We start from the raw sequence: 12,539 nt of genomic DNA, 5'->3' as shown, positions 1-12,539 counted from the left end.
ATATTAATAGCGATGTTTTCTATGCATGGGCCACCCAAGTTCTTATCTCAGTACTTCCTAAAAACAGTGTAATCATGATGGATAATGCAACTTTTCACAAGAAACAGAGTATTCAAGAAGTCATCATAAATGCGGGGCATATGGTGGAATATTTGCCTACCTATTCGCCAGATCTTAATCCAATTGAACATAAATAGGCACAAGCTAAATGTAAAAAAAGAGCGCTCGGATGCGACACAGATATTTTGTTCGCACTCAATATGGTGTAATCAAAATTAAATCGCTTAGCTATAGCTCTCCTTCGTTGGCTATGGGAGAATGCAAAAGTTATAGCTAGGCGACTTTAAAATGATTACAAGTAATTACTTTATATAAGTAAATTTATATTGGAGAAAAACATATATTTTTGTAATCAAAATTAAGAGGCTTAGCTATACTGTCATATAAAATAGAGAGGGAGCGCGACATGGTTAATAAAAAAGTACTAGGAGAGCAGCGCGCAGATACCCGTTTGGATGTTGAAAATGTAGCGACGGATAGCAGTGATCCTAATGTGTTTTATGAAATAGAGCAGTGCCTTTCAGCTGAAGAGTTGACCTCGTTTAAAAAAGCATTATCAGAACAGCAAATTTCCACAGAAAATTTGTTACTGGAGCAAAAAGCAGTTGCAGAGCAGCGAGTAGAAACGCATTCAATCATCGAAGAATTATTGGAAGATGGTAGTGATCCGAATGCTTTGTATCAAATAGAACATCACTTTTCGGCTAAAGACTTTAAGTTATTGGAAAAAGCGGCAATAGTGGCATTTAAATTGGGTTATGAAGTGCATGATGCTGAAGAGCTAGAAATTGAAGATGGTACCGTACTGATGTGTTGTGATGTCTATCGAGATAGCGCGCTTGATGCAGAATTAATTGATAAGAAAGTGGTACAATTGATGATGTTAACTGAGAAAATTGGCATTAACTACTATCGTTGGGTACTTTCTTTGAAGATCCTAATTATGATGATGCGGAAGAAAAAGACGTTGAACCGAAGGCATTACACTAGAATAAAATTTTTAGAATAGAAAGGACAGGGATTATAAATCAGCTAATGATGCATATTGAGTTGAGTAAGTAGGGTGGTTAGAGTAAATTTGTCAGTTAACAACACTGCTACATAAAGTAGCAGTGTTGTTTCTTATTTAAAGTGAGCTAATAGTTACTTTTTGATTAGTCAGTTTTTGTTTTGCTGCTAAATGTCGCGCCAGGCGCTCACGCTCTTTTTCAACAGCAGCAGTAGGTGCTCGGCTGACAAAACTATCGTTAGCTAACTTGTTTTCAATCGCCGCTATCTCTTTGGTTAATTTATCCAGCTCTTTATCTAACCGCGCTAGTTCGGTGTTTTTATCGACTAAATCTGCCATTGGGATCAACACTTCTGCACCATCCATCAGTTTAGTTACAGCAAGTGGTATTGGTTGCTGTTCATCCAAAATAGTAACAGAACTAAGGCGGGCCATTGCTTGAATAAAATTCAGATTTTCTGTAATACGCCGTTTGGTTGCATGATTAACACCACGTAGTAGCAGATCTAATGGCTTGCCGGGTGAGATATTCATTTCTGCCCGAATGTTACGTATGGCAATAATCAGTTCTTTGATCCATTCCAGATCATAACGCGCCTCTTCATCAACTTTGGCTGGCTCAAAGATTGGGAAAGGTTGTAACATGATAGTGTCTTGTTGGATGCCTTTAATCACTTTCACCCGTTGCCAAATCGTCTCGGTAATAAATGGAATAATAGGATGTGCCAGCCGTAATAGGCTTTCCAGTATTTCAATCAAGGTATAACGTGTGGCAAGAATTTCTGCCTCATTTCCTTTATGGATAGCCGGCTTAGACAGTTCTAAGTACCAATCGCAGAACTGGTTCCAGGTAAACTCATACAAAATATTGGCAGCGATATCAAAGCGATAAGTATCCAATGCTTCACGATACAATGTTACCGTTTGGTTAAATTCTGCCATGATCCAGCGATCAGCCAGCGAAAAAGTCATTTCTCCACCATGCTGACCATAATCTAGACCTTCTGTATTCATCAGGACGTAACGACTGGCATTCCAAAGTTTATTACAAAAATTGCGATAACCAGTTAGACGTTTCATATCCCAATTGATGTCTCGCCCGGTCGATGCTAATGCTGCAAGCGTAAAGCGTAAAGCGTCTGTACCATGTGCTTCGATGCCTTGTGGATATTCTTTACGGGTACGTTTAGCAATTTTTTCGGCTAATTGGGGTTGCATCATATTGCCAGTACGTTTTGTCAGTAAATCTTCCAGCGAGATACCATCGATTATATCCAATGGATCGATGACATTGCCTTTGGATTTTGACATTTTTTGCCCTTCTTCATCACGGATCAGGCCTGTCATATAGACGGTTTTAAAAGGAATTTGCCCTTGGCCATTTTCATCTTTGATTAAATACATCGTCAGCATGATCATGCGGGCTATCCAGAAAAAGATAATATCAAAGCCACTAACCAACACATCCGTTGGATGGAAAATTTTTAACGCCTCGCTATTTTCTGGCCAGCCTAATGTTGAAAAGGTCCACAGACCAGAAGAGAACCAGGTATCTAATACATCTTCATCTTGATGTAGGCTAATATCAGCGCTGAAGTTGTTCTCTCGACGAACTTCCTCTTCGTTATGTCCGACATAGACGTTACCGTCTTTATCATACCAGGCGGGTATTCTATGTCCCCACCATAATTGACGTGAAATACACCAATCTTGAATATCCTGCATCCAGGAAAAATACATATTCTCATACTGTTTAGGAACAAACTGAATACGGCCATCTTTTACCGCCGCAATGGCTTGCTCTGCTAATGGTAGGGTACGAACATACCATTGATCTATAAGCATGGGTTCAATAACAACACTGCCACGATCGCCATAAGGGATGGTAAGTTGATGCGGCTTTACGGCAACTAATAATCCTAATTTTTCTAATTCGCTGACCATCGCTTTACGGGCAGCAAAACGCTCTATTCCCTGATAGTTTGCAGGGATTGTTGTGGTATAAATAGTGCTAGGGTTGCCTGCGTTGTCGAATACTTCAGCTTGTTGGCGGATATGGCCATTGAAATCGAAAATATTAATCATTGGCAACTGATGACGTTTTCCTACTTCATAGTCGTTAAAATCGTGTGCTGGTGTGATCTTCACACAGCCGGTGCCTTTTTCCATATTGGCGTGTTCATCACCGACGATAGGAATACGGCGATTAATCAATGGCAGTATAATTTGTTTGCCGATTAAATCCTTATAGCGCGGATCAGCGGGATTAACTGCAACACCCGTATCACCAAGCATGGTTTCTGGTCGAGTCGTGGCAACAACCAGATAATCTTGGCCTTCGGCAGTTTTTACCCCATCAGGAAGGGGATAACGTAAATGCCACATAAAACCATTAACTTCTCGATTTTCAACTTCTAAATCGGAAATTGCCGTATGTAGTTTAGGATCCCAATTAACTAATCGTTTACCGCGATAAATAAGATCATCTTGATAGAGCCGAATAAATGCTTCTTTTACTGCTTTCGAGAGGCCTTCATCCATGGTAAAGCGTTGACGTTGCCAATCAACAGAGTCACCCAGTCGTCGCATTTGCTGAGAAATATTACCGCTAGACTCGGCTTTCCATTGCCAAATTTTTTCAATAAACGCTTCTCTGCCATAGTCATGACGAGTTTTATGCTCTTCTACATCAATTTTGCGCTCAACAACCATTTGAGTGGCGATCCCCGCGTGATCTGTGCCACTTTGCCATAGGATATTTTTCCCTTGCATGCGCTGGTAGCGAATTAAGGTATCCATGATCGTTTGCTGAAAAGCGTGTCCCATATGCAGGTTACCTGTGACATTAGGCGGCGGGATCACGATACAAAAACTCTCTTTGCTGTTATCACCGTGTGGTGCAAAATAGCCGTTTTTTTCCCAGTGTGCATATAAAGGTTGTTCAATTGCAGCTGGCTGATAAATTTTGTCGAGTGATGGCTCAGACTGAGTTTGATTTTCGGGTTTCTTTTCCATCTTGCTTCGTTATTTATTTTATTAAGTCGCTGGAGGTGGTGCCATGATCAAATTAAAACCCATACTGCGATAAGTTTTGTATCTTTCACGTGCCAACTGTTTCAAATTTTCATCAATGGGTACAAAGTCTATCACTTCATGGAAGGCTGTGGCAAAGTTTGCAAATGTTGATTGTAGATTTATAAATATATCTCTTGCTGAGCTACCACGTTTTTTTGGCCAACAAAGCTCAACTGGTGCGCCATAGCGAGGGCCCTCACCGGCTAAATTGTGTGGGACAAATTGATAAGGTTCTCTTTGCCAAAGTATTTCATCCAATTTTTTGGCTTGTATTTGATCCTCACAAGCAATTAAAACACGTTTACCCATCCGCCAGTTTTGTGCTGCTAGCTGACAAGCTAACCATTCATGACTTTCAAGTTCTGCTTGTGAAGATAGCTGCGCTATTAAATAGAAAGTTGCTTTTTTCATCGCATTACTATTATAGAAAAAGGGTATTGCTTACAACACCCTATTATAAATTCACTGGTGCGATTATTCGTCACAGTTTACATAAGCACGATTTAACAGAAATTGAGCAAGTAAAGCCACCGGGCGGCCTGTTGCTCCTTTTGCTTTTCCTGATTGCCAAGCTGTTCCTGCAATATCTAAATGTGCCCAGTGATATTTAGTAGCAAAATGTTCCAAGAAACAGCCAGCGGTAATTGCACCACCAGAACGGCTGCCTATATTGGCAAGGTCTGCAAAATTTGATTCTAACTGCTCAGAGAACTCTTCAGCCAGAGGCAGTCGCCATGCTTTATCGGCTGCTTGCTTAGCGGCATTCAGTAATTCATGTGCTAAGGGATTATGGTTTGACATTAATCCACTATAATGATTACCAAGTGCAATAATACAGGCTCCGGTTAAAGTTGCAACATCAATTACCACATCAGGATCAAAACGTTCTACATAAGTTAGTGTGTCACAAAGAACCAATCTTCCTTCCGCATCAGTATTAAGGACTTCTACTGTCTGACCTGACATGGTGGTTAAAATATCACCAGGGCGATAAGCTTTACCGCTTGGCATGTTTTCACAGCCGGCCAACACTGCGGTGACGTTAATCGGCAGTCTTAGTTCGGCCACAAAGCGCATAACGCCATAAACAGTTGCGGCTCCACACATATCGTATTTCATTTCATCCATGCCATCGGATGGTTTAATAGAAATCCCACCAGAGTCAAAAGTTAATCCTTTACCGACCAACACAATCGGTTTAGCCGTTGGATCGTCACTTCCTTTATATTGCATGATCGACATTAGCGATTCGTTTTGTGAGCCTTGGCCCACGGCTAAGTAGGCATTCATCGCAAGTTCTTTCATCTGTTCTTCGCCAATCACTTTGGTGGTAAGATTTTCATAATCATCGGCTAATTGACGTGCTTGTGAGGCTAAATAGGCTGCATTGCAAATATTGGGCGGCATGTTAGCCAGATCTTTAGTTGACTTTATACCCAGTGCGACAGCCAGGCCGTGTTGAATAGCGCGCTCGCCATTAGGTAAATCACGGCGTGTTGGAACATTGAAAACAATTTTACGTAACGGACGTCGTGGCTCGCTCTTATTGCTTTTAAGTTGCTTAAATATATATAATGCTTCTTTTGCAGTTTCTACTGCCTGGCGAATTTTCCAATAATTATTGCGGCTTTTTACATGCAATTCAGTTAGAAAGCAGACGGCTTCCATTGAGCCGGTTTTATTTAAGGTATTAATTGTTTTTTGGATAATCTGTTTATATTGACGCTCATCGAGTTCACGTTCTTTACCGCATCCAACTAACAGAATGCGTTCAGATAATATATTAGGAACATGGTGAAGTAATAGCATTTGGCCAACTTTACCTTCTAGTTCTCCGCGGCGTAGTAAGGCACTGATATAGCCGTCACTGATCGTATCGAGTTGTTCGGCTATAGGGGATAAGCGACGAGGTTCAAATACTCCAACAATGATACAGGCGCTACGCTGTTTCTCTGGGCTACCGCTTTTTACACTAAACTCCATGCATTCTCCTGAATTTTAAAGACAAAGATTAATACTATCGCTAAAATTAACGAACAGTATAAATTTACCTTATGAAATAGCTGATTTATGTTAAACTAACCGAATGGTTTACGGATAGTAATAAGTAACGATTAAGCATATTCTGTTTGGTGATCGAATAGTTAATGCTGCATTTATCACCATGATACATTGTAACCATTAAGAAAACCAAAATATTGTACGTAACTTTAACTATACGACGAAGTTAGCTATTTTGCTGCAAAAAACAAATTTTCACAGGTGTAATTAGTGTGATTATAATTCGATACTTAGTTAAGGAAACGCTGAAAAGTCAAGTTGCAATACTTTTTATCCTGATTTTAATTTTTTTTAGTCAAAAAACAATCAATATATTAAATTCAGCGGTTCAGGAAAATATTCCTTCCGATTTAGTTTTTCCTCTTCTGGGGCTTGTAATTCCTGAAATGGCACAATTGATTTTGCCATTAAGTCTGTTTCTTGGCCTGTTAATGACCTACAGCAAACTCTATATCGATAGTGAAATTACTGTCATGCATGCCTGTGGCTTAGGTAAATGGGTATTAGTGACAGCGGCTTTAATTTTGGCATTTTTTACCGCTCTGATTGCGGCAATAAATGTAGCCTGGATGTTACCCTGGTCGGCAAAATATCAAGAGCAAGCATTAGCCGATGCGAAAGCCAATCCTGGTTTGGCCAGTATGGTTGAGGGACAATTTAAAACCACTAAGGATCAAAATATTGTTCTTTATATTAGTGATGTAACAGGCAAAAATTTTACTGATGTTTTTATGGCTCAATTACGCCCGGTTAATAACCAACGTCCTTCCGTGGTGATTGCTGAAAGTGGACGTATCCGAGAGGATCAAAACGGTAATCAAATTGTGGTATTAGATAAGGGAACCCGCTATGAAGGTACAGCACTATTACGTGATTCTCGTATAACGGATTTTAAAAATTATCAAGTGGTAATCGATCATAAAGAAACCGCAGTTACAGGCGATAAAATCGAGCAAAAGGATATGTTGCAGTTGTGGCGTGCTACAGATGCTGAATCAAAATCAGAATTTCACTGGCGCTTAACATTAGTCGTTTCGGTACTTATTATGGCCTTGATGGTTGTACCACTAAGTGAAGTTAATCCCAGACAGGGACGAGTCTTAAGTATGTTACCTGCGATGTTGCTTTATTTAATTTTCTTTTTATTGCAAAATACTCTGCACTCTAATGCTGAGAAAGGTGAAATTGATCCCAGAATAACAATGTGGCTAGTTAATGGAGCTTTTTTGCTATTAGCTATCATATTGAATACTTGGGATACCGTTTCGATGCGTCGAATACGTGCTAACTTCTTTAAAGGAGTTGCCTGATGTTTGGTGTATTAGATAAATATATTGGGCGTACTATTCTCTCCTCGATCCTAATGACCCTTTTTATGTTGGTTTCATTATCGGGCATTATTAAATTTGTTGAGCAATTAAGAAAAGTCGGTGATGGTGACTATACCACCTGGAGTGCCGGAATTTTTACTTTATTAACCGTTCCGAAAGATATTGAAGTATTTTTTCCGATGGCAGCACTGTTAGGCGCATTACTTGGATTGGGAACCCTGGCAACCCGTAACGAATTGGTAGTGATGCAGGCGGCTAGTTTTTCTCGTTTACAGGTTGCGATGTCAGTGATGAAGACCGCGATCCCTTTAGTGATTTTGACGATGGTTATTGGTGAATGGGTTGCGCCTGTAGCAGAGCAGTGGGCACATAACTATCAGGCTGAAAAAATTGTCGGTCGATCGCTAATGGTGACAGATCGTGGATTATGGGCTAAAGATGGTAATAATTTTATTCATATTCAGCGCGTTATCGATCAAAATGACATAAAAGAAATTTCCATTTACCAATTTGATGCGCAGAAAAAACTGCAAGCGGTCGTTTTTGCCGCTTCAGGTCGCTATAATTCTGATACTCACCAGTGGCAATTGTCACAAGTAGATAAATCATTGATTAACAATGAAAGAGAAATCACTGGCTCTCAGAGTTTATTGATGGATTGGAAAACCAACCTAAGCCCAGAAAAATTAGGAGTAGTTTCTCTGGAACCTGATTCATTAGCAATCAGCGGCCTGTATAAATATGTTAAATATCTTAAGGAGAGTGGGCAAGAAGCATCAGTCTATCAACTAAGTATGTGGAAGAAAATCTTGTCACCACTTTCTGTCGCTGTTATGATGTTAATGGCACTATCATTTATTTTTGGCCCGCTGCGCAGTGTCGCAATGGGGGTAAGGGTACTGATAGGTATTTCAGGGGGATTTATTTTTTATCTGTTAAATGAGGGCTTTGGTAACCTAAGTTTAGTCTATGGTGTTCCTCCTCTAATAGCAGCAATGTTACCGAGTGTATTATTTCTGGGATTTAGCATTTTATTATTAATGCGACGCCAATAATTAGTTTTGACAGCATGGTTAGGTATATTTTCAATGCGCTAGCATGCTGATAAAAAATTTATTTATTTAGCTTAACCATGATCAGGGCTTTCTAGCAGTTTTTTTGAGCAGATTTGCGGCAAAATCTTGTTTGGTTGGTGGAAAGAATTGTTATTGTGATTTATGGTTAACGCGGCAGTTAAATCGTTAATTCCTTCCGTTAACCGATTAAATTTACTGACTTTTTTGCGTGAAATCACGGCAAATATACCAATTACGTTGTTGTGGGATCATGGTCATATAGGTATTAAAACCACCACCACCACCCGTTTTTTTGATAGATGCCGGGAATGCCATCGCGAGGATTCATATAAACCCATCCAAGGCCAATACCATCAGCATGGCCAGCGACGTCCATACCTTTAATTTCGGTAAGCATCATATTGCGAGCAAAATAGATCGCTTGTTCACGTTAAGCGGTTTGTTTACTTACTTGCGTATGGGTTGACAGAAATTATTGCATCCATCTTTGCATATCAGCTGGCGTTGAATAAACCCCTCCACTACCCGCGGCAGCTAAGGTATTAATACATGGACTGGATTTATAACCCACCATTAGACGAGAACATTGATTGGCAGTTGGTGTAAAGGTGGTATAGCTGGGCGACTTTAAAATGATTACAAGTAATTACTCTATATCATTAAATTTGTATTTGAGAAAAACATATATTTTGTAATCAAAATTAAGACGCTTAGCTATATCATAATCATACATTTCGGCTGGTAAGGTAATTTTTTCGGCAAATAGTTGCTTATAAGATTTTCCTGCCGCTTTTGCCAGGGCATCGGCTAATAGATCATAAACCAGATTAGAATAAGCAGCTTTGGTTCCTGGTAAGCATTTAATTTTTACCTTTTTGAGCCATGTCCAACGGTTTGATTGGGTTGGCCAAACAAATACCGGCCGGCCGATTTTACCACCAAGGTTGCTCTCTTTGTAAACCACTGGTATGACTCGCCAGGCGATATAATCGAATAAGCTGTTTGCCATGATAAATAGGAATATGAGTACCGAAATAGCTGTAGTTTTGTAGGGGATCAGTAATACGTAATTTTTTATCCGCTTCTAATTTGATCATGACTTCACTAGTCATTATAGCTAAGCGACTTAATTTTGATGACATTATTTATATGAGCTATTCAATTGATTTTAGACGTAAAGTGATATTTACGATGGAAGAAGAAGGGTTGAGTATCCGAGAAACAGCGAAGCAATTTCGGATTGGCTCTGCATCTGTATCGCGTTGGATTAATCAAATAGAGCCAAAAGCATCGACTACGCGTCAGCGAAAAATCGATAAATCCGAGTTGATATAGCTGGGCGACTTTAAAATGATTACAAGTAATTACTCTATATCAGTAAATTTATATTGGAGAAAAACATATATTTTGTAATCAAAATTAAGACGCTTAGCTATAATACTGATATCAAATAATCCGATAGCAAACAGCGTTGTGCCCAATAAAGCGCCGATAACATTTGTTCTTCCTTTAGCTCCCCAGTTCTTGAGACCAACACACCGTTGACCTTTCGGGGAATAGCCGTGAGTCCGCTGAGTATCGTGTGAAAAACCACTTTTATCAATAAAAACAATATGCTTGCCTTCTTTTCATACTGTTGTTTTTTATTGAAACGTTTGTCGAGTGTTTTCGTCGGCTTTCGGATGACCTAGAGTTTTTTATAAGTCAATCCCATTTTTTAAAGAGCTTGCCAAATGGCCTTCTGAAAAACGCCAAAACGCTCTGCACGCTCTTTTTGGTAAGCATCTGGATATTGTTCAACATCTTTTATCAACTCGGATTTATCGATTTTTCGCTGACGCGTAGTCGATGCTTTTGGCTCTATTTGATTAATCCAACGCGATACAGATGCAGAGTCAATCCGAAATTGCTTCGCTGTTTCTCGGATACTCAACTCTTCTTCTCCCATCGTAAATATCACTTTACATCTAAAATCAATTGAATAGCTCATATAAATAATGTCATCAAAATTAAGTCGCTTAGCTATACCAGCAAAATGTTTGCTATCGTTAGCAAACAAGCATTCAATAACTTGCTGGATAAAACCATTAATAATGCATTAATTCATACCATGAAAAATAAATTAGCCCAACATATCAGTGCCTCAGCAATGCAAAAAAGTCTGCATTGGTCTCTCCGTTACCAATGCCAGGACAACTGCTGCCTTAAATCTCCACGCCACTGATCTGGAAGTCGATGTTATTAAACGATTAGGTGATTTGACCGTCATTAATCAAATAATGGCTCAACTAGATAAAGTGCTTAGCCAAGTGATGGATAACTTTGCCAAAGAGATGGAAACGATCACTGAGTTAATGCGTAAAATAGGCGAAATGGGCAGCCAAAGCCTGCATACCAGTAAATATATTACTCATAATTTAAACACTATGGCATAAAAAGGACTTAACCATGACAACTATTACTCCTTCAGTAACTAAAAATTTTATTCCGTCATTAGCGGTAACGGATGCTAAAAACGCGACGGAATTTAATCAAGTTTCTGACAAATTAGTTTCTCAGCATTTCGCTAACAAAACAGCACAGCTACATATTGAACAAACAACCAAAGAGCAAATCAATCAAACCAATTTACCGCTACTTACACCACCAACAGTGGAAAAAGATGAGCAAGCGTTAATCGATTGTTTAACAAAATTATTGCCTACAGTAATGAATTTATTAGGAATTACTGATGCGCAATTGCTATCGTTATTTAACAAAATATCAGCTACATTAAGAGAACTTAACGCCAAAATCCGTAACAACGGAGACCAACTAAAAATCACCACCCTACAATCCAGCGAAAAAGTCAAAGATAGTAAGTACACCGAAGCCGGTTCACTATTGACAAGTGCTATCGCGGGTAGTTCAGTTTTTTTAAGTCTGGGAATGAGAATCGCCGGCGCAGGGATCAGTTATAAAGGGTTGTCGCAAACCAGCAACAACAATGTTGGCACACTACAAAATAGCTCCCTGTTAGCTGGAAATGCCATTAGCAGCTTATCAAACTCAATCAGCCAAATTGCGCAACAACCCCTAGCTTCTGGAGAAGTCAAAGAACAGGGTAACGAACGTATTTTAGAAACTGAGCAACAAATTCATAATGCCACCGGAGAGACCCATCAGCGGGAAGAAAATATCAATGACGAAGTAAAAAAACTGATACAAATTCTTAATAAAATGATCGAATATAGTCAACAAACTGTATCCACTATTTCAGGCAATATTAGAGCTTAATATTAGCGTTTACTTAATAATCGATGATTGAAACGAGAATTTTTATGGTCACAGCAATAAATTATTCCAAGTCACATTCTGCCGGTTTTTCGTCTAGTATAGAGCACAAAAACACTGTATCTTCATTTATCAAAACCGATACTCAACCTATTCTACCGGCAAGTTTAACTATTTTACCGCCTGAAATAATAAAAGATCATCTCATTTACCTTAAGCCAGATGATAAATTGCAAAACAAACAAAATTTCTATTTTTTATGTCATAGAGGGATCACTCAACGATATAAAAAATGGTAATAGAGAGATAGACAATGGGATTCAAAATATAATAAATGGAAAAATCAATAAAAATTAGACATTAATAAAAAACGGCTAAACATTAGTAGAGCAAGGTCAAGCACTAAGAGATAACAGCCTAATTAACTTTAACCGACTATTATCTGATCAAAATCCTGCGCCTGTTGCAAAAAGTTATTAACAGTCACATCAGGCGTTATTAGCCGCTAGCCAACAAAAACTCATGCAAGCGCAACACACATTAGATGAAAATAGCTATAGCTAAGCGACTTAATTTTGATTACACCATATTGAGTGCGAACAAAATATCTGTGTCACATCCGAGCGCTCTTTTTTTACATTTAGCTTGTGCCCA

12 protein-coding genes and 4 pseudogenes are annotated in these 12,539 nt (G+C 39.0%); 8 read left to right on the top strand and 8 right to left on the bottom strand.

The window, feature by feature from the left end:
- Both ARSQ2_RS07940 and rraB read left to right on the top strand, forming a co-directional pair.
- Window positions 1–197: transposase (locus tag ARSQ2_RS07940; protein WP_202880400.1), on the top strand; the 197-nt coding region annotated here is incomplete at its 5' end.
- A 446-nt stretch (window positions 198–643) separates the two neighbouring features.
- Window positions 644–1,050, top strand: a pseudogene (gene rraB / locus ARSQ2_RS07935) (ribonuclease E inhibitor RraB).
- Between the two features lie 136 nt (window positions 1,051–1,186).
- Here rraB and ARSQ2_RS07930 read toward each other — a convergent pair.
- From ARSQ2_RS07930 to pepA, 3 genes are all read right to left on the bottom strand, one after another.
- On the bottom strand, window positions 1,187–4,084 hold the full coding sequence (locus ARSQ2_RS07930; RefSeq protein WP_181994963.1) for a valine--tRNA ligase: 2,898 nt from the start codon (window positions 4,082–4,084) through the stop codon (window positions 1,187–1,189).
- A 21-nt stretch (window positions 4,085–4,105) separates the two neighbouring features.
- Window positions 4,106–4,555 carry a DNA polymerase III subunit chi gene (locus ARSQ2_RS07925; protein ID WP_181994962.1) on the bottom strand — a complete coding sequence of 150 codons (450 nt, stop codon included), beginning with the start codon at window positions 4,553–4,555 and terminating at the stop codon, window positions 4,106–4,108.
- 63 nt (window positions 4,556–4,618) lie between these two features.
- Window positions 4,619–6,127, bottom strand: coding sequence for a leucyl aminopeptidase (pepA, locus tag ARSQ2_RS07920; protein ID WP_181994961.1), 1,509 nt, complete (start codon window positions 6,125–6,127; stop codon window positions 4,619–4,621).
- Between the two features lie 290 nt (window positions 6,128–6,417).
- On the opposite strand from pepA, the gene lptF reads away from it, so the two are divergent.
- Together lptF and lptG are read left to right on the top strand one after the other, a co-directional pair.
- Complete coding sequence (gene lptF / locus ARSQ2_RS07915) at window positions 6,418–7,515, top strand: LPS export ABC transporter permease LptF (RefSeq protein ID WP_181994960.1); 1,098 nt, start codon at window positions 6,418–6,420, stop codon at window positions 7,513–7,515.
- Complete coding sequence (gene lptG / locus ARSQ2_RS07910) at window positions 7,515–8,591, top strand: LPS export ABC transporter permease LptG (protein WP_181994959.1); 1,077 nt, start codon at window positions 7,515–7,517, stop codon at window positions 8,589–8,591. Before lptF ends, lptG begins: the two co-directional genes overlap by 1 nt.
- 71 nt (window positions 8,592–8,662) lie before the next feature.
- Here lptG and ARSQ2_RS12935 read toward each other — a convergent pair.
- From ARSQ2_RS12935 to ARSQ2_RS14870, 3 genes and pseudogenes are all read right to left on the bottom strand, one after another.
- Window positions 8,663–9,225, bottom strand: a pseudogene (locus ARSQ2_RS12935) (serine hydrolase); the annotation flags it as partial.
- Window positions 9,226–9,336: 111 nt separating this feature from the next.
- Window positions 9,337–9,465, bottom strand: a pseudogene (locus ARSQ2_RS14875) (serine hydrolase); the annotation flags it as partial.
- Window positions 9,466–9,544: 79 nt separating this feature from the next.
- Window positions 9,545–9,754 carry a hypothetical protein gene (locus tag ARSQ2_RS14870; protein ID WP_420837755.1) on the bottom strand — a complete coding sequence of 70 codons (210 nt, stop codon included), beginning with the start codon at window positions 9,752–9,754 and terminating at the stop codon, window positions 9,545–9,547.
- Window positions 9,755–9,761: 7 nt separating this feature from the next.
- Between ARSQ2_RS14870 and ARSQ2_RS07900 the strand changes: the two genes are divergently transcribed.
- The gene (locus ARSQ2_RS07900; RefSeq protein ID WP_181994130.1) at window positions 9,762–9,947 is read left to right on the top strand and encodes an IS630 transposase-related protein; all 186 of its coding nucleotides are present in this window, start codon (window positions 9,762–9,764) and stop codon (window positions 9,945–9,947) included.
- 197 nt (window positions 9,948–10,144) lie between these two features.
- Here ARSQ2_RS07900 and ARSQ2_RS12930 read toward each other — a convergent pair.
- Both ARSQ2_RS12930 and ARSQ2_RS07890 read right to left on the bottom strand, forming a co-directional pair.
- A pseudogene (locus ARSQ2_RS12930) lies at window positions 10,145–10,216 on the bottom strand (hypothetical protein); the annotation flags it as partial.
- Between the two features lie 113 nt (window positions 10,217–10,329).
- On the bottom strand, window positions 10,330–10,602 hold the full coding sequence (locus ARSQ2_RS07890) for an IS630 transposase-related protein (RefSeq protein WP_181994958.1): 273 nt from the start codon (window positions 10,600–10,602) through the stop codon (window positions 10,330–10,332).
- 148 nt (window positions 10,603–10,750) lie between these two features.
- Between ARSQ2_RS07890 and ARSQ2_RS07885 the strand changes: the two genes are divergently transcribed.
- From ARSQ2_RS07885 to ARSQ2_RS07875, 3 genes are read left to right on the top strand one after another with little or no spacing between them, the layout of a single operon-like run.
- Complete coding sequence (locus ARSQ2_RS07885) at window positions 10,751–11,047, top strand: type III secretion system translocon subunit SctE (protein ID WP_181994957.1); 297 nt, start codon at window positions 10,751–10,753, stop codon at window positions 11,045–11,047.
- A gap of 13 nt (window positions 11,048–11,060) precedes the next feature.
- The gene (locus ARSQ2_RS07880) at window positions 11,061–11,888 is read left to right on the top strand and encodes a hypothetical protein (protein WP_181994956.1); all 828 of its coding nucleotides are present in this window, start codon (window positions 11,061–11,063) and stop codon (window positions 11,886–11,888) included.
- A 23-nt stretch (window positions 11,889–11,911) separates the two neighbouring features.
- Window positions 11,912–12,184 (top strand): hypothetical protein, encoded by a 273-nt coding sequence (locus ARSQ2_RS07875; RefSeq protein ID WP_181994955.1) that lies wholly within the window; start codon window positions 11,912–11,914, stop codon window positions 12,182–12,184.
- Window positions 12,185–12,539 lie beyond the last annotated feature (355 nt).

Origin of the sequence: Arsenophonus endosymbiont of Bemisia tabaci Q2 (genome assembly GCF_902713415.1) — a bacterium.
Classification (GTDB): Bacteria; Pseudomonadota; Gammaproteobacteria; order Enterobacterales; family Enterobacteriaceae; genus Arsenophonus.
Note: the sequence above shows the minus strand (reverse complement) of the source record. Positions and strands in the feature narration are given on the sequence as shown.

Coding starts and splice junctions, on each gene's coding strand:
- ARSQ2_RS07930 (WP_181994963.1), bottom strand. CDS start 4,084: ATGGAAAAGAAACCCGAAAATCAAACTCAGTCTGAGCCATCACTCGAC.
- ARSQ2_RS07925 (WP_181994962.1), bottom strand. CDS start 4,555: ATGAAAAAAGCAACTTTCTATTTAATAGCGCAGCTATCTTCACAAGCA.
- pepA (WP_181994961.1), bottom strand. CDS start 6,127: ATGGAGTTTAGTGTAAAAAGCGGTAGCCCAGAGAAACAGCGTAGCGCC.
- lptG (WP_181994959.1), top strand. CDS start 7,515: ATGTTTGGTGTATTAGATAAATATATTGGGCGTACTATTCTCTCCTCG.
- ARSQ2_RS14870 (WP_420837755.1), bottom strand. CDS start 9,754: ATGTCATCAAAATTAAGTCGCTTAGCTATAATGACTAGTGAAGTCATG.
- ARSQ2_RS07900 (WP_181994130.1), top strand. CDS start 9,762: ATGAGCTATTCAATTGATTTTAGACGTAAAGTGATATTTACGATGGAA.
- ARSQ2_RS07890 (WP_181994958.1), bottom strand. CDS start 10,602: ATGAGCTATTCAATTGATTTTAGATGTAAAGTGATATTTACGATGGGA.
- ARSQ2_RS07880 (WP_181994956.1), top strand. CDS start 11,061: ATGACAACTATTACTCCTTCAGTAACTAAAAATTTTATTCCGTCATTA.
- ARSQ2_RS07875 (WP_181994955.1), top strand. CDS start 11,912: ATGATTGAAACGAGAATTTTTATGGTCACAGCAATAAATTATTCCAAG.